Source organism: Psychrobacter sp. H29 (genome assembly GCF_059073055.1).
Map to the genome: position 1 here is coordinate 2,533,086 of NZ_JCACRY010000001.1, position 20,968 is coordinate 2,554,053.

A 20,968-nucleotide genomic window follows, 5' to 3' on the forward strand; every position below is an offset into this window, starting at 1 on the left:
TTAGCAGATTTTTTGGCAAGCCCTTCTAAGCACTAGGCAGATATTATTACGGATTAAATGCTATCTGCCATAATCCAAGCAACCAAGTCGGCAAAATTATCAAATGCTGCGGTCGGGTTTAGCTCACGAATATCTTGTCCGTAGTTATAGCCATAAGACAGTCCAAGCGTATCCATATTGGCGTTTTGTCCAGCCAACATATCGTTTCTAGAGTCGCCAATCATTATTGCTTGAGCAGCATTAATATTGAGAGCATCGCAGACGTGTAGTAGGGGCGCTGGGTCTGGTTTTTTGACAGGTAAACTATCACCGCCCATCACTTCACTGAACAAATCCTGCCAGCCAAATGACTGTAGTATTTTTGGGACAAAACGAATGGGTTTGTTAGTCACCAAGGCAAGCGTATAGCCAGCGCCATGGAGTTTTTTGAGTCCTTCATCGACATCTGGATAGGCGACAGTTTTGCTACCGCTTAGCTTGTTATACGCATCAAGAAATACGCGTTCTGCGTGATCGGCTTCCTCAACTGTTAACTCGCTGTCTGCCACCTCTACTTTACCCACCAGCGCGCGCTCTACCAGCAACCGTGAACCATTGCCTATCCAATTGCGTATGGTTTCGATAGGGTAGGTTTCCTTGCCAAGGGTGGTCAGCATAGCGTTGGTCGCATCGGCTAAGTCTGGCACGCTATCAATGAGTGTGCCATCAAAATCAAAGATCAAAAGCTGCTTGTCGTTATTGTTCATTTCTTTTTTACTCATTGCTTTGCCTATTGGTTAATGGGTTTGCGTTTGCTCTTGTAGTTACTCGATATCTTTGTAGCGTTCGCGATGCTCTTTTTTCATTCTTAGATAATCTTCATTCTCTCGGCACTCATCCCATTTAACCTTAAAGATTCGCGCAGACTCTGCTTTGATAGGATCCTCGATTTGCCTTGGCAATTCTTCGCGACCATGAGCACCGCTTTGACCTTTTTTATCATCAGGGACCGCGCCTTTGTACTTTTTGCCGCCTTTGTGATTGGCATAGCGACGAGCGCGGGTATAGCCCATTTGAATAAATTTACGCGCCATATCTGCACCAACAAAATCATCGTCGGCCAAGTAGTCCAAAAACATCTGATAAATGGCTTCACTGCTCTCCTTAGCAATATCAGGCGTGGCAAAGCGCCAATGCGGTAGGATTTCAGATTTATAAGGTTCTACGAGTAGCACCCCTTGCTCACCGCGACCCACACGATACAATTCAGGCTGCGCGCGCAAATCTAAGTTTTTGTAATCTAAGTCGTAATCAAATTCTCTCATAACGGCTACCCTTGTTCTTTATTATAATTGGTCTCTACTCACATATGGTTATTGAGTATACTGAGCCAAGCTGTTTAGAAAACAGGATAGAAATGTTATGCAATAGTGACGGTGTGCGACAAGCATAAATAACAGGCATAAAAAAAGCCCCAAACATCGCTGTTCGGGGCTTTTTAGAATTCTATTAACGAATGGTGGCTCGAGGCAGGTTCGAACTGCCGACACACGGATTTTCAATCCGTTGCTCTACCGACTGAGCTATCGAGCCGTCTTCGTTGAGGTCGCTATTAAACTAAATATACGCGTCGCTGTCAAGCTGTTTTTGAATTATATCTAATAAAAGACGATAAATAATCAGATATCGGCAAAATCAACCGTTTTGGCGCTCAGTTTAGTCTTTTACGCGCAGCAGTTCGTACTCGCTCATGATACGGTGAATATCAGTGTCAGCAGGAACAAACTCACGGACGCCTTTTTTGACCTCCGCATCATAGACCAATTTGATAAATTTGGCATCGATGGCGCGTTTACGGTTCTCTGGATGTACTGTGAGATACTGCAAACGTTTGGCATCGGTCTGCCCATCATCAAAGCACCCAACCGCAGCGATAGGCTTGTCATTGAACATACCGACATATAGGGTCTGTCCACGTTTAAATCCTTGCTCAACGATATTTAACACCTCAGTACCATCAGGCTGTGTGTCATCGCTATCGTACAATGCCTGCAAACGCTCTGCTAGCTCATTATCGCGAGATGGTTTTTTGATGAGTGGTGCATCCAAACTATTGATGGCGATCGCTTCTAAAGGCATAGTGGTTCCTATAAATAAAGGGTTTTTATAGTATAAGGGTATAGTACGGCACAGCACAAAGTCATAACATGGCACAACGTTATAAAGAGTAGGCTACAGAATAGAGTATCTAAAAGTTGGTGCAAGTCATGATTGATAATACTCAACACACTATTTTAGCAGAATGAGGTGATTTTGTGCATGGTTTGGCCCCTGAGCGTGGCAGTAAATGTTAGGGTTTGCTATGATGAGGCTACATAATATTAAGTACGTATAAACCCTAATATATTGATATCTTTTGTATATATCATTTTTTAATACTTGTAACGCTAGTGCTGATTAGAGTGCTAGCAGAAAACATAATATAAAGTAATGGGTATTTTTTGCCCTACTTATTGACCGCTTTTCACTGATAAAGAACCGATAGAGAGTAGCCATGACAGCCAATGCAACTGAGCAAAATCAAACAACAAACCTAAATCTACATGGTCGCCCTGAGCGTATTGCGACTGTCGAGCGTATCACCGCCGAAACGCAAATCACCTGTACAGTCAACCTCGATGGTACGGGCAAAGGCGTGGTAGACACGGGTGTGCCATTTTTGGATCATATGATTGATCAAATTAAGCGTCATGGTTTGTTTGACCTAGACATCAAATGTGTTGGCGACACCTTTATCGATGACCATCATAGTGTCGAAGATACGGGTATTACGCTGGGTCAAGCATTCAACAAAGCATTGGGCGACAAAAAAGGCATCCGTCGTTACGGGCATTTCTACGCGCCGCTAGACGAGGCGCTGACCCGTGCGGTTGTTGATCTATCAGGTCGTCCAGGGCTACACATGGATATTCCATTCACCCGCTCGCACGTCGGCCGCTTCGACGTTGATTTGTTCAGTGAGTTCTTTTATGGGTTCGTCAATCACTCATGGATGACCGTACATTTGGATAATCTTAAAGGTAAAAACAGTCATCATCAGATCGAATCAACCTTCAAAGCCTTTGCGCGTGCGTTACGTATGGCCTGTGAATATGATGAGCGTGCATTGAACACCTTGCCATCGACCAAAGAGGCGTTTTAATGGCTAAAGTGACCAAAGTAGCATTACTAGATTATGGCATGGGCAATCTGCACTCGGCTGGCAAAGCGTTGTCAGTCGTTGGCGCAGACGTCTCTATCACTAATGACCCAAAAATCGTAGCGGCAGCAGATAAGATCGTCTTCCCTGGTGTCGGCGCCATGCGCGACTGTATCGCTGGTATGAGAGAGGCTGGCATCGATGATGTCATACGCCAAGCAGTGTTCAACAAGCCCGTCATGGCTATCTGTGTGGGTATGCAGGCATTGTTTGAGCAATCCGCTGAGAATGGTGGCACAGATTGCCTTGGCATCTTAAACGGGACGGTAGAAGCATTCGATCCGACGTGGAAAGACCAGCAAGGCGCTACGATAAAAGTACCGCATATGGGCTGGAATACTATCAATGAGATGGATACCGATCATCCGCTGTGGCACGGTATCGAGGACAACGCGCATTTTTATTTTGTACATAGCTATTACTGCGAGCCTGCTGATAGTGCGCAAGTCGCGGCGGTATGTGACTATGGTCAACCGTTCTGTGCCAGTGTCATCAAAGACAATCTATTCGCCACCCAGTTCCATCCAGAAAAAAGCCATACTGCTGGCTTGCAACTGCTCAAGAATTTTGTAGAGTGGAATATATAGATAAACGATAAATATAAATTGAATATTTAATTTAGCAAAGGGTAGATTATCAATTGTATAATCTACCTTTTTTATTTTCTGCTGTTGTCATTCTTAGTTGTCGATTCTCAGTTATTATTGTTTGATGATACGCTCAATTACTTCTTGCTCGCTTATATTTGGAATACCTCAGTGGATTTTAATGCCTTTAAAATGAATGTTGTGGAAACAACTGACCTTGCCAAAGATGCCTTGCACATCTATGTCGGTATCGGGGTCTATCTACTTTGCTTATTTGTGCTGCGTCCTATCATCAAAAGCCAAAATATCAGAGCATTTATCGCTTTGATTGTTGTGACTGGCATTGCGCTGTTGGGCGAGTATTTAGACAATCAAAAGACTCTTGAAACGCTAGGTATGGCAGGTCTAAGCCGTGTTCAAATTATCGCGAGTATCCGTGATTTGATTAATACCTGTCTGCTATCTTATGTGCTCTTTGCGCTCAATAAATGGACGACGGTCTTTCACCCAACCAATAAATCTACTTCAATCACCAAACGCCATAAAAAAACGGACTATTAATCAGTCCGTTTTTATTTGGTCGTTTGAACTTATGACTATTTGCTTTGTGCTTAATTATAAAGCTCACGAAACACTTCCGCCAATCGCTTTGATAGCATGCTTTTGCATTTGTTCGTCAAGAGCAGTATTCCTATAAGAACATCCACACAAATGACTTCTAAAATAGCTTTTACCTAAATTGGTAGCTATTGCAGCGGTTGTGATTTGACAGATCAAACACGCTCTCTTTACAAAGCTTACGAAATATAAAAAGTCTTGTCTGTTTAACCCTTTCTCAGTTTGTTATTTTAAAATAAAGAGTCGCGGTATCGGCGTATATCCTAAGCACATTGTCTTTAGATACTGCCTTTAGATATAGCCTGACTTGGTATCGATCCTCCATAATTAATAATAACTAGGAAGCACTATGAATATCCAAGAAATACTAGACAATGCAAAAGAAACGTTAGGGTTGCAAGCACAAGAAACCGAAGCGGGGGTATATATTCCTTCCAAGTCATCTTTGAAATTGGCGGCCCCAAGTAAAACCAATTATGACAACACAGAGTATGACACGCCGTATACGGGCAATAAAAAAATCCTCATGGTCTGTACCGAGCAGCAATACATGACTATGGAAAATGGTAAAAAATTTGATACTGGCAATCACCCTGTTGAAATGATGGTGCCCTTATTGCATTTTAAAAAAGCGGGTTTTGACGTGGACGCCTTTACGCCAACAGGAGCGTCTGTCAAAGTTGAGCAATGGGCGATGCCAGAAGACGATGACGACGTTAAACAATTATACGTTGAGTATCAGTCAAAGCTTGAGAGTCCGAAAAGTATTGCTGACTTTGTTAAAAATGAAATGGCCGATAGCGACGACTATGCAGCGATTTTTATTCCAGGTGGTCATGGCGCGATGCTAGGCTTGCCTAAGGACAAGAACCTTGGCGAATTACTACGCTGGGGCCATGAGAGTGACTTGTTTACCTTAGCGATTTGCCATGGACCTGCCGCTTTATTGTCCGCCAATCTAGCCGGTTCTGATAAGGCAGATGATAAGTCCGAGCACGACTTTATCTTTAAAGGTTATGAGATGGTAGCGTTCCCCACTGGTATGGATAAGCAAATGCCAAAAATTGGCTATCTGCCTGGTACGATGCCATGGTATTTTGGGGATAAGCTTGAAGACCTAGGCGTCACTATTAGCAATAAATTGGCTACCGGTAGCACTCATCAAGACAGAAAGCTGATCTCGGGGGATGGACCATTAGCTGCCAATGAGTTTGGTAAACTAAGTGCTAATGAATTACTAAAAGCGCTTAGCTAAAAGGGTGGCAAACCGTTTATTTAAAATAAAATAGATCATTTCATAGTATAAAAAAACGGACTATTAATAAGTCCGTTTTTTGTTGTAACTCAAAAGATATCTAGTTTGTTACCTGAGGAAAGGAACAAAGCTAATACCACAGCAATTATCGGCAACACCAAAAATTTACTCCATCCAAACGGCAAAGCATAAGCTAGCTTCGGGTAAAAAGGGCAGACATAGACAGCTATTCTGTCTTCTGAAGTTATCGACTGAGCTACTGCCTTTCTAACTCCGTTTTCACCAAAACTACGCACGCCTCCAAAAGCATTCAATGATGTGCTGGTATAAATGACACCTTCGAACTCATATTGATACTTAATAAAAAGCTCATGTACGTCACCCAGATAGGAGAATTTGGCAGATGTAATCACTATTCTTTTATTTAAAACTTTTGCAGATATTTTTGGAAAAAATAAAAATGCAAAGTCAGTCATAATTCCTATTAAGACCCACACCAAAAAAGTAGCTGAGAATATAAATATGCCATAAAGTAAAAATATTGGGTACATAGTTATCAGACTTTGAGTTTATATGTCAGCTATTAGCCTCATCATAAAGCTCGCGCACCACATCCCCAATCACCCTAATACCATCCGTTAGCGTCTGCTCATCGGCGGCGATGCTCATACGGATACACTCGTGTGCATGCTGATAGTCACTGACATCAACACCAGGGAAGAAGTACTCGCTTGGTACGATCAATGTGCCTTTTTCCTTTAGGCGCTCGTACAGCTCAAGGGTGCTAATCGGCAAGTCTTTGAACCATAACCAAAAGAATATCGCACCTTCAGGCTTATGAATCATCAGCGGATAATCGCCTAATGCTTCTTTTAATAGCGTCACAGCGAGTTTCGCCTGCTGTTGATAAAACGGTTTAATCTCATTATCCGATAACTGCTTGATACGGTCGTTTTCGACCAGTGGCGTGGCTATCGCAGCACCAAAGCGGGTCGGTGCTAGATTGACCACAGCATTCATCGCGCTCACTGCCTTAATCACTTCGGCATCGGCCACGATAATACCCGTACGCATACCGGGCAAGCCAATTTTGGACAGGCTAAAGCAAAGGATTGTATTGTTATCCCAATTTAAAGTGACATCAGAATAGATGATATTCGGGAAGGGCATACCGTAAGCGTTATCGATAATCAGTGGAATGTCATAGCGCGCCGCAATCTCGGACAAATGCGCCATTTCATCATCGGTGAGCACGTTGCCTGTCGGGTTGGTCGGGCGTGAGCAGCAAATCGCGCCGATACGACCTTCTTTTAGCGCTGGCAAGTTCTCTAACGCGTCAAAATCCACACGATATTTAAAGAAGCCTTCTTCGCCATCATGAGTCACCTCATCGATATGCGGTAATACGGCTGCGAAATGCTGACCTTCCACATGCACATCACTATAGCCGATATACTCAGGAGTCAATGGCAGTAGAATGGATTTGTCGACAGATTTATTCTTCTCATCAGTGAAAGCACCGCCAAATAGATTAAACAGATAGAAAAAGGCATTTTGCGAGCCATTGGTCAGAGCGATATTTTCTGAAGTGAGGTTCCAATCATAGTGACGGTTAAAGAAGCCAACCAAGGCGTCGATAAATGCCGCATCCCCTTGCGGATTAGAGTAGTTTGCCATGCTAATAATCGCGCTACTGTTGGGCACGCCTGCATCGTTATCAACACCAAGCGCCTTATAAGTCTCCAAAAACAGCTCATTGACGGCATCAATTTTGGCAGGGTTACCACCGCCCAGCATGTTGACCGGCTGATCGCTTTTTAGCGCGTCGCCCAGATCATCCATCAATTGTGAGATACCAGTAGGCTGGGTAAATTTTTGACCGAACTTTGAGAATTTCATAAGGCTACCATGCTGTTTGGGAGGGTGTTATAAGTGGGTATTTAACCGATAAAGTGGGGCTAGTATAGCAAATGAGGACTATAAAATAAGCAAAGTGCGGGGCAGATATTGACTTATATGTCTATACAGGTTGTGAAGCAAAAAACGCCTTCTAGGTGAATAGAAGGCGTTTTGGTTTGAGGTTTCAAAGGCTGGGTTTCTTGGAGCTAATCTCGCTATCCGTTCATATCGTATATGCCCACTGGCGCGGTGATTAAAAGCTGATAGTGTTTCTGTCGCCTCGATAACTTTCTCAGCGAAGTCCCTTCAAGCCAGCAGTCACATAAGTATACTCGCTACTGTCGAGGCTAAACATAGCCTTAAAACAGCTATTGATAACTAATTAAAAGTTTGTAAGTGCAAAATTTGAAGCAAGGTTGAGTAAACTTTTCGTATTCTTTAGATGACGGAGTAAATTCGTAATGTACCAAATAAGTTAAGCTTTACTACTAGGCTCATCGATTATAAGTGCAGCCTATTAGGTTACGATGTTACTAATCCAGACTTATTGATTTGATATACTCAGGAATGTTTGTTACTTTTTCTAATATACAAGAAGTTAAAGCCATGTACTTGCTATAAACAAAAATCCGAAAAGTATTAGAGAGGTTACAATTATTAAAAAAGCCCAAGGATAACTAACATCTCTTTTCCCTAACGTTACAGCGATTCTACCCATCGTAATCCAGAACGTATATATTGCTATTAATAGTGGTATTCCTATTGAGAAAAATATTAAAAGATCTCGAAAGCATTCAATTGGCAAGTAAATAGTATGAATATTTTTAAGTATATACATAGCAATAGCAGTGTAAAATAATGCCGTACCTACATTAGAAATATAAAATATTACTACTTCATGAATAGTAGCTTCATCGCTATAAAAACCTTTGCCTAGACTATCAAAATGGTCTTCCAATTTCTCTCTACGTGTCTTAAGTACAGTGCTTGTAGTTAAAGGTAGATCGGTAATAGAAGAATGCAAAAAATATGAGTTTGGTTGTAAAGGATATCTTTCGTATTTCTTTTTTAGCTCAGAAGCTACCACATCATTTCTTTCATTATGAACTAAGGCATAACTATAATTATTTAGGATTACGAAAGTAGCTAAGTTCTTAGGCAATAAATCGAAACGTATGTGCTCTAGAAAGTTATATCTTTCAAGTAGAGCTTGATAATCATCAAGGTTTTCAAGTCCTTTTGGAGTGTATATACAGTTTAAAGCTAATATAGGTAGAAGTGCTACAGGTACGAATCCTCTGGCAATACTAGAATACATTTTTTCATATTCAATACTCAAGTTACTTTGATCACTCAAATATTTAACATCAAAATTATGATCAAGGTTTTTTACGTTATTTCTAGCAATATATTTTAATAGTTGATATAAAACTCTAAAATACTGCGATATCTCAATATCTTCTAAAATCTCTCTTTGCAATTCTTTCAAGTAATCTATATCTGTCTCGCAATTTTCCTCCTTACTTTGAAGAACTGAATAATCAGGTAGTGCTGTAAAGGTAGCGTCAGATATATCGAATACTTTCCCTACCAATGGATTATTGTCAAAAAGTATTGCCAACTTATCTATATTTAAGTCTAAGTTGTTCAATTTTTGATTATGAAGTTCTAAAAGAGAGTAAAAAGTCGCTTCAAATTTCTGGACTTCAATATTTTCAGATTGTTTTTGTTGCAAGCGGAAGGTTGAGAAAAGCATCCAGAATGTTGCGAAAGCAAAACAAGTACCCAATATGCCTCCAACGTATGCACCAAAACTTGCCCAGTCAGCTGTCTTATTACTTAGTCCGTATGAATGAAAATTCCAAAAATATAGGCCTAAGGAAAAAGTGATAATCAAGAATGCTATCAAGCCTATAATCGAAAATGATATATTTTTTTTCTTAGATGTTGGCATTTAAATCTTCTTTTTGAAAGTATTTTAGAGATAGGTATATTCTTACAGAATGTAAGTGTATTACATTAATCAAATAAATAGACATAAGTGTGGAAATAAATTTATATTAAATTATGCTCATAAACTCAATATTAACTATATAATCACTATGTCGTCGCCTAGACCGACAAATATTAGCGAATAAAAAACCCCTATTAAGGGGTTTTTCCGTTTAAAACTAAAATCGAATACGCTTAAATCATCGCCCTTACCCTTGCCATAATCCCGCGTCCAATCACCAATCTCACATAAATAATGGCAATAGCAAACAGTAATACGACTAACGCCACACCACCAATAGCTAGACTCGTCCACGGCACACTAAACTGTAGATTAAACCATTGCGTGATAGCTGCCCATGCGCCCACGCTGGCGATGACAACGGCAAAGGTCGCTGCGCTAATACCAAGCACACCCAGCTCCAAGATATTGAGCATATACAGGTCGCGCTTTTGCATACCGAGTAGTCTAAATGACGCGCTGTCTTTCATGCGATCTTGTGACGTAGACAGTAGTGAGCTGATCAGCACCATGACCCCAGTGAGTAGGGCAAGCAAGGTGAACACATAGACCAAGCGGCTCATCTGTACCACCAGCTCTTGTATTTGCTTGGCAATAGCAGTGCCATCGATGGTCGTGACAGCAGGGAACTCGCGTACCAGTTTGCCTTGTAGATCTGGAATGGCATCTTCTGATACGTGCGCGGTAGCAAATTGAATCTGCGGAGCAGCGGACAGCACAGACGGCTCAAACAAGAAATAGAAGTAAGGACTTGGGCCGCGCTCATAGCGCGTGCGAATACTGGTAATCTGCCCGACGATTTCGATACCTTGAATATTGAAGCGTACCTGATCGCCCATACCGACATTGAGCATACTGGCGGCAGTGTCCAAGATAGATAAGGGTTTGACTTGCTGATCGGCATCATCGATAGGCGTATACAGCGCATCGTCTGTGAGCGAGTCAACGATATACTCGGTATCCATCACCGTATCTGCGTAGCTTAAGTTAAACACCCGCGTAGGATCATCGAAGCCATCCTCAGGCTCGATATCTTTTGCCGGTACATCGTTCGCCGTCTCCACACGCGCGCGAATGACGGGATAATAGGTGACAGGTGCGTCAATGATGGTATCAATTTCATCATGTTGATCGCTTTGCACATCGAGCAAAAACAGATTGGGCGCGTCTTCAGGATAGGCATTGATAAACTGCGCATTGATACTGTGGTTGAGTGTAGTAATGAGCGTCAGCACTGCGACCGATAGTGATAAAGTGACAAAGAACAATGCGGATTGATTGCCCTTACGCGCCAGATTATGAATGGCGATACGCTGCATCCAGCTGACCTTGGTATTGCTCGCTAACTTATTAAGCAGCCATAGCCACCCACGCGCCAATAGCCAAAATATCGCCACAAAGCCAATCAAGCCGCCCAATAACTGCGCCCCTAATGATAGCGAGCCCACTTCATAAGCAAAGAAGGCATACAGCCCTGCCAGCACCAGTCCATACCACAGTAATGGTACGCGTCGATACCACGGCAGGTTTTGCGTCTGCGAGCTCGCCCCTTGATTGAGTAGGGTTGCGGGTTTGGTGGTATTTAGCGTACTTAAGCCGCGCTGCGCTATCAGTAGGGTCAGAGCTAAGGCAATGAATATGGTCTTGATTGCACTGATTGGATTGATAGCGAGACCAACGTCAGCAGGCAAAATAGCCACGAGGTACGGCTGACCGATTTTAAGCAAGCCCAAACTCAGGGCAATCGCGGCAACACAAGCGATGGCGGTGGTGACAATAAGCAGTTGATAATAGCTGCGCTTGAGTGAGCCAAGCGGCTCGCCTAACGCCAAACGAATCGCATTGTTTGATTGCTGCTTGGTGACAAAGGCGCTAATGACGCCGTACATGGCGACCGCAGAGAGTAGCAATACCGCAATGACCAAGAGCTTTAAAAACATCAATACATTGTCAGAGATACGGGACACAGAGGTGTCCGCCGACTCAGCGTCAGAGAGCTCGATATCAGGATAATTGGTCAGAATATCTGTGAACGAATCACGCTGCGTGGTGATCAGCTCGGGATCACCTGCTATCTCAATACGGTAATTGACCCGGCTACGTTGACCGAGTAGGTTGGTGGCTGCCAAGGCATCTTGTTTCATCAACACCCGCCCGCCAAAACCAAACGCGGTCAAAGGTCGGTCAGGCTCTTTGGTCAGCACATCACTGATGGTAAACTGCGCATCACCAATAGCAATACTGTCGCCGACACTGGCGTTTAGGCTGCTCAGCACTTCTGGGGCGACGACGACATTATCAGCGGTTAGCTGATCCCATAGCGGCTGTCCTGAGGCCAGCTCAACGTCGCCGTATAAAGGGTAGGACGGTGAGACGGCTTTGACGCGGGCAAGCAAGGTTTGCTCATCAGTGACCAGCATGGCGCTAAACTGATAATCGTATACGACCTGCGTGTCAGGGATTGTGTCTACTTGTGTCAATACGTCGCTTGACCAATCCTGCTTGCCGTTCAAAATCAAATCGCCACCAACGAGTGCACGCTGATTGTCATTGATATAGCGATCAACAGACTGCTGTACCGAGTCGAGGGTCAGATAGGTCGCAAGCGATAAGGTGAGTGTCAACAAAAACAGGACAGGATAGACCCAGCGCTGCCACCAGCTACGGCTGAGTGCTTGCGAGCCTAAGGTTTTGGTGAAAAGCTGATTGAGCATGCTGGTATCAGCGCTTTTTGTGTCAGTTGGTTGGTTGTCTGTGCGTTGATTCATTAGGTTACAATCCGCCCATCATGCATGGTAATGACGCGATCTGCCATCTCGGCAAGTGCAGGATCGTGCGTCACGACGACCAGCGCCGAGCCAACCTGCTGGCGTAAGTCCAATAATAGCTGCATGACCTGATCAGCATTTTGCTCATCGAGATTCCCTGTCGGCTCATCGGCAAACACAATCTTTGGGTGTGACACCAATGCCCTTGCCACCGCTGTACGCTGCTGCTCACCACCTGATAACTGATTGGGTAAGCTGTGACGGCGATGACCTAAGTCGACCGCGTCAATCAGCTCGTCCACCCGCGCTGGGTTTGAGCGCCGTGCAATATCCAATGGGAATGCGATATTTTCGGCGACAGTCAGTGTTGGCAGTAGATGAAATGACTGAAAGACAAAGCCCATATCCTGCTGACGAATAACGGCAAGCGCGTCTTCGTCCAAACTGCTGAGCGTTTGATCTGCCAGCGACACCGTACCGCTATCGGGGTAGTCCAATGCGGCAAGTAGTCCTAGCAAGGTCGATTTGCCTGAGCCTGATTTGCCCATGATGACCACAAACTCGCCAGCGTTGACGTAGATATCGACGTCTTTGATGATAGACAGGCTTTGCTCGCCGACTTGCACGGTTTTATTTAACTGTGAGGCGGTGAGTAGGGCGGCTTTTTTAGTATCTACTGGCGGTGTTGATTTGGCAGTCGAAGGTGATGTCATTACAGTGTCTCGTTAAGTGGTCTCGTTTGTCGTGTTTTCGGTCATGTCGGTCTAAGGCGTTTCGGCTGCTGTGACTTCTTCTAGCGTGGGTGCTAAGACAGGCAAGATATTGTCATTGACGATGATGGTGTAGCCTTCTTTCGTTGGATGAATCGCATCCGCTTGGTTGAGCGCGCGATCACCGCCCACACCCTCTAAAAAAAACGGAATAAGGGTGACGTTCATGTCTTTTGCTACGCGAGGATAGATATCTGAGAACGCGGCAACATAGTCATCGCCTAAGTTGTCATAGATTGACATCCCGCCCAAGATGACGACACTGCCATTGTCTTGTAATTGTTTGACTGCTGTGCGGATATTGGCTTCAATGGTCGCCACGTCAATACCACGTATGGCATCGTTCGCACCAATGGTCAAAATCGTCACATCAGGTTTGGTTTGTAGCACCCAGTCAAGACGATTGACCAGTCCGGTACTGGTTTCACCGCTCAGCCCTGAGTTGATGACTTCGGTATTCTTATACCCCATGGCTTGCAAACGATCTTCTAACTGCGCGGGGTAGTTATCATCTTTATCCACCCCAAGACCCTCTGTCAACGAATCACCAAGCGCCAAAATAGTCAGGGACGCGTCGTTGACTTGGATATCGGTGGATACGTCGGCATTAGTGTCTACAGACGTCGTATTGGCTTGACTATTAGTCGTTTCAGTACTCGTACTCTGTGTTTCAGTGGTGTTGGTAGATTCAGTAGTTTCCGTTTCTTTCTGACAGCCACTGATAGCCATGACAGCCGCGAGCGTGACGATAGCAGGCAAGAAACGTAAAGGGGAGTTCATCATGGGAGTTGTGTCCTATAAGCAATCGAACCAGTGTAGCAAAATAAGACAGCAACCAATATTGCCCTAAGGTTAATTTAGAGACAGGTTTATTGCGCTTTAGAAATCAAAGACTTGTAGAGAGTGCTATTTAGAGTATTTAAAATTTTATAATCAAATATATTTGCCATCGACCATCACTGGACGACTCACAAGCCACGCAATCACCACGTTTGCAATCATCAGTATCAGCATAATAAAAAGAGGTACACTCCAGCTACCAGTCGCTTCATGGAGCCAACCTGTGCCTAGCGGGCCAAAAAATGCAATCAAATAACCGACGGTTTGCGCCATACCAGACAGCTCACTTGATTGATTGGTGGTATAGGTTCGTAGGGAGAACAGCATCATACTTAAGGTAAAAATCGCTGAGCAGCCAATCCCCATCAGAGCTGACCAGAGCCACGCCAACTCCGTGGATAGATAGCTGACGCCCAGCACCCCAATGACATTGAGCACCGCGGCAAACACAGCGAGTGCCTGTATAGGACGACCGCGATTGATTAGCCATGTGAGACTCAAAATAGAGATGGGCGCCATAAACTGAAACACAGAACCCATTTGTCCAGCGCTCACAGCAGATAATCCTTTACTGACCCAAATAGACGGCAAAAAACTGGCAACAGTGTAAAACAATAATGATTGTAACCCCATAAAAACAGCAATCTGCCACGCAAAGGCCGTGCGCCACATCGAAATATCAGAGGCGTCTGGGTCTGTCGAGACTATGGGTTGATGGTTTGATGAGCCAAGACGCACACGCAAAAATAGCCAAATCAATAAGGCAAAAACCCCTAAAATCGTCCAACCGCCTAGCGCCCATTGCCAGCCTACTCGCTCAGATAAAGGCAGAACTACCCCTGAGACTATCCCTGCGGTCACGGTCATGGTTAAACTGAACAAACCCGTAATCAGCGGGATATGCTTGGGTGTACGTTGCTTAATGATAGGCGCGGCCAGCGTGTTGGCAAAGCCAATAGCTAGTGTTAGTAACAACGTACCTACCAAAAATCCTGTCCATGTTGGGATAACGGTACGAATCATCATACCCGTGGTCAGTAGGCCAATCATCACAATCAGCGTATTCTCAAGCCCGAAGCGTTTAGCAATCGCTGGTGAGATCAGTGCCCCAACGGCGAAACTCAGCATAGGAACAGCGCCTAGCCAGCCAATCTGAAACTCGGAGATATCTAATGCCTCTTGTACCACAGGAGCGATAGCGCCGAGTGCAACGATAGGTGCGCGCATATTGGTCGCTAGCAGAATCATGGCACATAGGACTAGCCAAAATGTAAAACGCGGTGACGGTAGGTGAGGCGAGGTAGACATAGCGATACAACGATGATAATAAAAAAGAATCGTTGTAAGACAGCAACGGCATATCGTCACTTGTAAAACAACACCAGAGAGCTTTTACCTAGCAACTGATACTAGAAACTGATACCTAGAAACAGACCGAGACGATCATTGATAGTATCGATCAGCATTCGAAAATTTTGCAGGAAGCAATACAGACAAATCTGCTGGCTAATATTTCTATATAGAAAGCATCCAAATAAAAGGCATCTATAGTCAGAAAATAGCATTGCGCAATAAAAATAGCGTCAAGCCTCCCATAGAAGACTTGACGCTATTATACGAACAGATGTTAGGTAAATGCTACCCGCATAAGGTAATCAAAGAATCTTATACCGACTTGCCCAGTTGAGCCGCTCTTAATGCGTTCTCTTGCTGTTCTGCCATTAATGAGTCACATTTATTGGGATCGTCACCACAAAATGAGCACTGCTCATCACCCATGAGCTTAGCAACACCGCCGCAAGATCCTTTAAGCGGTTTTTTTTTGACCATATAGCCAATACCCATAAAGATAAAGAACAGGACAAAGACAGTGAAGGTAATGGCAAGCATCGGGAGTAATTGGCTAAGCATAGAGGTAACCTCGATTTAAAATAGGGCAGTCGCGTTAGATATTAAAGGATGATTTTCACAAATAACTTTGCTCGCAACTATAGCTATATTATAGCAAATTTTGGCGCTGCTCGTTTTGCATTAACGTATTCTCTTGTTTCACATCTATACATCTACTGTGTGATCCTGAGCTCAGCATAGGTTTAGCGTTTTTTGTCTGTACGTAATGCTTGCATCGCCGGAGTCTGCACCACTTGCCAGTTGTCGATACTGTCGTTGGTAGCGTCATCCAAAGTATTACTATCAGCGCCACCTACCTCTACATCATCAGCCAATATTACAAACATGGCGGCTAAATCTTGCGTGGTAGCCACATCTAGTGCTTTTTGATAAGGCATTGCCGTAAGAGCAGTCGCCCATGCATCCGCCAGTGCAACAGAGTCAGCGGCGACCGTTACTGAAGGCGCGCCACCTGCAATGGGTTCGCCTGTGGTTGGATCAATAGTATGACTATAGCGTTTACCATCGAATATGACAGAATTGCGATAGTTGCCCGAGGTTGCCAAGTGCATTTGGGTGGCCGTGGTAGTTGGTTGGCGAATGGCAGATATGGTTTGGCGTTCGCTGACAGTACTGCCTTCGATAGGCGCATCAATAGCAATCTGCCATGGCTGCTGTTGGCTATTCACACCGGAAGTGGCAATCTCACCACCAATCTCAACCATATAATTACGAATCTGATACTCATCTCTGAGTACGTCAGCAATCACATCAACGCCATATCCTTTGGCAACCGCAGAAAAATCAAGCTCGACACCGTCTTTCGTCTTATAGAGGGTTTGGTCTTTTTTTATAATGCTTTCAAAGTCTACCAGCGCTTTTGCTTGAGCAATCTCAAGTGCTGTTGGGGGACTCTGCAAACGCTCAACGGTCATGGTACTGCCAAAGCCCCAAGTTTCTACTAATGGCATCACAGTAGGATCAAACGCGCCGCCAGATTGTCCGTAAACAACCTGTGAGATATCTAGCACCCGACTAAAATCAGCGTCAATGACAATAGGGGTATTTGCACCCAACTGATTGAACTTAGATATGGTCGAGTCACTCTGGTAGGTCGACATGCTGTCATTGATTTGTTTTAATCGCTCATCAATCGATGCTTGTATGGCAGCTTCGTCTGCACTGTCTACATTGTCAGGCAGCTGGTAACTGATATGATAGCTCGTCCCCATAGTTTCACCAGTCAGATAGTTATAATCTGGTGTCTGCTGGCAGGCGCTGAGGCTTATAATACTACCAAGACCTGCGATGCTAAGTAGCGTGTTGTTCAAAAGGTTTCTGGAAGCTGGGCGGTACGTGTTATTTTTCATAATATCTTCGGTATGATGCACAAATAAATAGGGTGTAAAACAAGTCATGCTTATTTTACACCCCTTGACCCTAGAAATACCAATGATGGCAATTTTCAGTGACAATCTACTGCAGACCAAATTATTTTACTTGTGACTCACGTATCAGCTTATACAGCTTTGGCGGTGATACTCGATTGACTCTGGTTGCCAACTTTTCTTTACTGCCAGCGACAATGATATATTCTTCGCCCTTTGTGAGCGCCTTCACAACTTGTTTGGCAAACTCAGTTGCAGTCAGACCGTTACTGGTTGCCTCATCCATAGTGCCTTGAGCACTACCATCGCCTGTCAAAGCATTGATAGAGATGTTGGTCTGGATAAACCCTGGGAATATTGTCGCCACTTCTATGCCTTGATCATACAATTCAGCACGTAAGCTGTTTGCCCACATATGAAGTGCCGCTTTGGCTGCCCCGTATGCACCGCGATATTGCGTGCCTAGTAACCCTGCCACACTTGATACCATGACGACCTTACCGCCGCCTTGTGCAATCATATCAGGTAATATCAATCTCGTTAGACGCGTCTGAGCGAAGTAGTCTATCTCCATAATTTGACGCTCGACGTCCTCATCTGTCTCCATGATGAGCGAGCGTTGGCTAATACCAGCATTGTTGATGAGCCAGTCGATCTTTCCTGCTTGAGCTTTGGCAGTATCATAAGCAGCTTTTGTTTGATTGGCATCACTGATGTCGAATGGCACAACGATATGTTTGCCAGCACGCTTGCAGCTTTTTTTGACGGCTTCTAGCTTTTCACTATCACGTCCACTTAGAACAATTCGAGCACCGCGTTTGGCAAAGGCAATAGCGAGGGCTTCACCAATGCCACTAGAGGCACCCGTGATCCAGATGGTTAGATCCTTGTACTTTGTTTTCATAAGAGTCCTTTCTTAGTGTGTAGAGCATCCATAATATAGGATAGCAAAGCTATTCTACCAATTAGATTTGTAGTTGAAATATCGTGATGATTTTACAAACAAAAAAAGAGCCTCAATTGAGGCTCTTTCTACAAATGGTTTTAGGTATATGTAGCTAACTTAACCACCGAAGTCATCAAGCATGATGTTTTCGTCTTCTACGCCCATGCTGTGTAGCATGTCGATGACGGCAGCGTTCATCATCGGTGGCCCACACATGTAATACTCACAATCTTCTGGGTTTGGATGATCTTTCAGATAGTTTTCGAGCAATACATTATGGATAAAGCCAGTCGGACCTTCCCAGTTATCTTCTGGTAATGGGTCAGACAGTGCAACGTGCCACTCAAAGTTATCAAACTCTTCTTCTAGTTGATCATAATCTTCAACATAGAACATCTCACGAATCGAGCGAGCACCATACCAGAAACTGATTTTACGATCAGTGTCTAAGCGCTTCAACTGATCAAAAATATGCGAGCGCATCGGAGCCATACCAGCACCACCACCAACAAAGATCATTTCAGCTTCAGTCTTTTTGGCAAAGAATTCACCATAAGGACCTGAAACCGTCACTTTGTCACCAGGGACGAGACTAAATACCCATGAAGACATTTTGCCTGGTGGGATACCTTCACCGCCACGTGGCGGTGGACTTGCGATACGAATGTTGAACTTGATCAGGCCTTTCTCTTCAGGATAGTTGGCCATCGAGTAAGCACGGATAACAGGCTCATCAACTTTTGACACATAGTCGAAGATACCAAATTTTTCCCAATCTTCTCTATATTCTTCATCAATCGCAAAGTCTTTGTAATGTACTTCATGCGGTGGCGCTTCAAGCTGTACATAACCACCAGCGCGGAAGTTTACTTCTTCGCCTTCTGGGATTTTTAGTACCAACTCTTTGATGAAAGTAGCCACGTTATCATTAGAGATAACTTCACATTCCCACTTTTGTACATCAAAGAACTCAGGATCGATCTCAATCTTCATGTCTTGCTTAACAGCTACCTGACAAGCTAAGCGCATGTGATTGCGGATTTCGCCTTGAGTGAAATAGCCTTCTTCGGTGGGCAAAATAGAACCACCACCTTCAATAACGCGGCAACGGCACTGCGCACAAGTACCACCACCACCACATGCTGAAGACAGAAATATACCTTCGCCTGCTAGGGTTTGCAGTAGTTTACCGCCTGCTGGTGTCACCACGTCATTATCGGGATTATCATTGATATGGATAGTAACATCGCCTGAACTGACCAGTCTTGAGCGTGCCGCCAAAATAATAGCGACAAGGCCCATGATGATCAAGGTAAACATAGCAACGCCACCAATCGCCGTAGCGTAATCCATGGTAGGTATCCTTAATCTATGGGGTAGGGGAGCGGAGGCATGTTTTATGCTGTATCCGAACCCTTACCGAATAAATGAATTAAATAAGTCAAACAGCTAATGAGAGCTTTGAGCTTAGCAGTTTAGATGGACATACCACCGAACGACATAAAGCCGAGCGACATCAGACCAACTGTGAGAAAGGTAATACCAAGACCGCGCAATGGCGCTGGAATGTCTGAGTATTTAAGCTTTTCACGAATACCTGCCAATGCAGTAATAGCAAGTGCCCAACCGAAGCCTGCACCCACACCATAGACAACAGACTCACCAAAGTTATAATCACGCTCTACCATAAATAGTACACCACCTAAGATGGCACAGTTTACAGTGATTAATGGTAAGAATACCCCAAGCGCGTTGTAAAGACTGGGTACAAACTTGTCCAAGAACATCTCTAGAATCTGTACGGTGGCCGCAATCAAACCGATATAACTGAGCAATCCTAGGAAGCTCAAATCGATATCAGGGAAGCCTGCCCATGCCAGTGCACCGTCTTTTAGAATGAACTGGAATAGCAAGTTGTTTAGCGGAACCGTGATGGCCATAACGACGATAACGGCAACACCAAGTCCGATAGCAGTTGAGACTTTTTTGGATACGGCCAAAAAAGTACACATACCTAAGAAGTAGGCAAGTGCCATGTTCTCAATAAAGACTGAGGTTATAAATAAACTAATATAATGTCCCATTAGTGACCGCCTCCATGTGCCATGCCTTTAGACTGCGGCTTCATTACAAACTCAGCTTCTTCCACTTGTTCTGGTTTCCAGATACGCACGATCGCGATAAACAAAGCAATAATAAAGAACGCTGAAGGTGGCAATAGCAACAGACCATTCGGTATATACCAACCGCCATCAGTAACTGGCTGTAGGATAGTGATACCAAACCAAGTGCCCGCGCCCAATAGTTCGCGAATAGTAGCAACGAACAGCAAGACCGCTGAGTAACCAAGACCGTTACCAATACCGTCTAAAAAGCTTGGAATTGGTGGGTTGCTCATGGCAAACGCTTCAGCACGGCCCATAACGATACAGTTGGTGATGATCAGACCAACGAAAACCGACAGACCTTTACTCACATCATAAGCGACCGCTTTTAGCACCTGATCAACCAAGATAACCAATGACGCAATAATCGTCATCTGTACAATAATACGTATACTTGATGGAATCTTTTTACGAATCACGGAGATAAAAAAGCTTGAGAACGCCGTCACCAATGTCAATGCCACACACATAACCATGGCGTTTGCCATACTTGTGGTGACCGCCAGCGCCGAACAGATACCGAGGATCTGTAGGCCAATGGGGTTATTGTCAAAAATAGGCGTGGTTAAAATACTTTTAGTATCAGCCAT

20 protein-coding genes and 1 tRNA gene are annotated in these 20,968 nt (G+C 44.2%); 4 read left to right on the forward strand and 17 right to left on the reverse strand.

Going from position 1 to position 20,968, the window contains the following annotated elements; genetic code table 11:
* Nucleotides 1-53 precede the first annotated feature (53 nt).
* The 4 genes from AC5JP1_RS10285 to AC5JP1_RS10300 all read right to left on the reverse strand — a co-directional run bounded on the left by AC5JP1_RS10285 (nt 54) and on the right by AC5JP1_RS10300 (nt 2,118).
* The gene (locus tag AC5JP1_RS10285) at nt 54-761 is read right to left on the reverse strand and encodes a phosphoglycolate phosphatase (RefSeq protein ID WP_493844050.1); all 708 of its coding nucleotides are present in this window, start codon (nt 759-761) and stop codon (nt 54-56) included.
* A 42-nt stretch (nt 762-803) separates the two neighbouring features.
* Nucleotides 804-1,304, reverse strand: coding sequence for a DUF4385 domain-containing protein (locus tag AC5JP1_RS10290; protein WP_493844051.1), 501 nt, complete (start codon nt 1,302-1,304; stop codon nt 804-806).
* A 192-nt stretch (nt 1,305-1,496) separates the two neighbouring features.
* Nucleotides 1,497-1,572 (reverse strand) — tRNA-Phe (locus tag AC5JP1_RS10295).
* A gap of 123 nt (nt 1,573-1,695) precedes the next feature.
* The gene (locus AC5JP1_RS10300; RefSeq protein WP_493844052.1) at nt 1,696-2,118 is read right to left on the reverse strand and encodes a hypothetical protein; all 423 of its coding nucleotides are present in this window, start codon (nt 2,116-2,118) and stop codon (nt 1,696-1,698) included.
* Nucleotides 2,119-2,533: 415 nt separating this feature from the next.
* On the opposite strand from AC5JP1_RS10300, the gene hisB reads away from it, so the two are divergent.
* The 4 genes from hisB (at nt 2,534) to AC5JP1_RS10320 (ending at nt 5,698) form a co-directional block, all read left to right on the forward strand.
* A complete protein-coding gene (gene hisB / locus AC5JP1_RS10305; RefSeq protein ID WP_493844053.1) occupies nt 2,534-3,181 on the forward strand; it encodes an imidazoleglycerol-phosphate dehydratase HisB in 648 nt (215 codons plus the stop codon).
* A gap of 8 nt (nt 3,182-3,189) precedes the next feature.
* The gene (gene hisH / locus AC5JP1_RS10310) at nt 3,190-3,825 is read left to right on the forward strand and encodes an imidazole glycerol phosphate synthase subunit HisH (RefSeq protein ID WP_493844475.1); all 636 of its coding nucleotides are present in this window, start codon (nt 3,190-3,192) and stop codon (nt 3,823-3,825) included.
* 192 nt (nt 3,826-4,017) lie between these two features.
* Nucleotides 4,018-4,386 carry a hypothetical protein gene (locus tag AC5JP1_RS10315; protein WP_493844054.1) on the forward strand — a complete coding sequence of 123 codons (369 nt, stop codon included), beginning with the start codon at nt 4,018-4,020 and terminating at the stop codon, nt 4,384-4,386.
* Between the two features lie 406 nt (nt 4,387-4,792).
* On the forward strand, nt 4,793-5,698 hold the full coding sequence (locus AC5JP1_RS10320; protein WP_493844055.1) for a DJ-1/PfpI family protein: 906 nt from the start codon (nt 4,793-4,795) through the stop codon (nt 5,696-5,698).
* Nucleotides 5,699-5,787: 89 nt separating this feature from the next.
* Here AC5JP1_RS10320 and AC5JP1_RS10325 read toward each other — a convergent pair whose 3' ends face one another.
* From AC5JP1_RS10325 to AC5JP1_RS10385, 13 genes are all read right to left on the reverse strand, one after another.
* Nucleotides 5,788-6,174, reverse strand: a complete 387-nt coding sequence (locus AC5JP1_RS10325; RefSeq protein WP_493844056.1) for a hypothetical protein — start codon at nt 6,172-6,174, stop codon at nt 5,788-5,790.
* Nucleotides 6,175-6,274: 100 nt separating this feature from the next.
* The gene (locus AC5JP1_RS10330) at nt 6,275-7,597 is read right to left on the reverse strand and encodes a valine--pyruvate transaminase (protein WP_493844057.1); all 1,323 of its coding nucleotides are present in this window, start codon (nt 7,595-7,597) and stop codon (nt 6,275-6,277) included.
* A gap of 598 nt (nt 7,598-8,195) precedes the next feature.
* On the reverse strand, nt 8,196-9,551 hold the full coding sequence (locus AC5JP1_RS10335; protein WP_493844058.1) for a putative phage abortive infection protein: 1,356 nt from the start codon (nt 9,549-9,551) through the stop codon (nt 8,196-8,198).
* Between the two features lie 233 nt (nt 9,552-9,784).
* Nucleotides 9,785-12,379 (reverse strand): ABC transporter permease, encoded by a 2,595-nt coding sequence (locus tag AC5JP1_RS10340; protein WP_493844059.1) that lies wholly within the window; start codon nt 12,377-12,379, stop codon nt 9,785-9,787.
* Nucleotides 12,379-13,092, reverse strand: coding sequence for an ABC transporter ATP-binding protein (locus AC5JP1_RS10345; RefSeq protein WP_493844060.1), 714 nt, complete (start codon nt 13,090-13,092; stop codon nt 12,379-12,381). Before AC5JP1_RS10345 ends, AC5JP1_RS10340 begins: the two co-directional genes overlap by 1 nt.
* A 51-nt stretch (nt 13,093-13,143) precedes the next feature.
* Nucleotides 13,144-13,932: an arylesterase gene (locus AC5JP1_RS10350; RefSeq protein WP_493844061.1), complete on the reverse strand. Its 789-nt coding sequence runs from the start codon at nt 13,930-13,932 to the stop codon at nt 13,144-13,146.
* A gap of 150 nt (nt 13,933-14,082) precedes the next feature.
* Nucleotides 14,083-15,297: an MFS transporter gene (locus AC5JP1_RS10355; protein ID WP_493844062.1), complete on the reverse strand. Its 1,215-nt coding sequence runs from the start codon at nt 15,295-15,297 to the stop codon at nt 14,083-14,085.
* 357 nt (nt 15,298-15,654) lie between these two features.
* Nucleotides 15,655-15,900 (reverse strand): (Na+)-NQR maturation NqrM, encoded by a 246-nt coding sequence (nqrM, locus tag AC5JP1_RS10360; RefSeq protein ID WP_319050857.1) that lies wholly within the window; start codon nt 15,898-15,900, stop codon nt 15,655-15,657.
* 182 nt (nt 15,901-16,082) lie between these two features.
* Entirely contained in the window at nt 16,083-17,249 is a 1,167-nt protein-coding gene (locus AC5JP1_RS10365; protein WP_493844063.1) for an FAD:protein FMN transferase, read from the reverse strand.
* 121 nt (nt 17,250-17,370) lie between these two features.
* Nucleotides 17,371-18,171, reverse strand: coding sequence for an SDR family oxidoreductase (locus AC5JP1_RS10370; RefSeq protein ID WP_493844064.1), 801 nt, complete (start codon nt 18,169-18,171; stop codon nt 17,371-17,373).
* A gap of 159 nt (nt 18,172-18,330) precedes the next feature.
* On the reverse strand, nt 18,331-19,566 hold the full coding sequence (gene nqrF, locus AC5JP1_RS10375) for an NADH:ubiquinone reductase (Na(+)-transporting) subunit F (protein WP_319050859.1): 1,236 nt from the start codon (nt 19,564-19,566) through the stop codon (nt 18,331-18,333).
* 122 nt (nt 19,567-19,688) lie between these two features.
* The gene (gene nqrE / locus AC5JP1_RS10380; RefSeq protein WP_075107228.1) at nt 19,689-20,297 is read right to left on the reverse strand and encodes an NADH:ubiquinone reductase (Na(+)-transporting) subunit E; all 609 of its coding nucleotides are present in this window, start codon (nt 20,295-20,297) and stop codon (nt 19,689-19,691) included.
* Nucleotides 20,297-20,968, reverse strand: coding sequence for an NADH:ubiquinone reductase (Na(+)-transporting) subunit D (locus AC5JP1_RS10385; protein ID WP_201602231.1), 672 nt, complete (start codon nt 20,966-20,968; stop codon nt 20,297-20,299). Before AC5JP1_RS10385 ends, nqrE begins: the two co-directional genes overlap by 1 nt.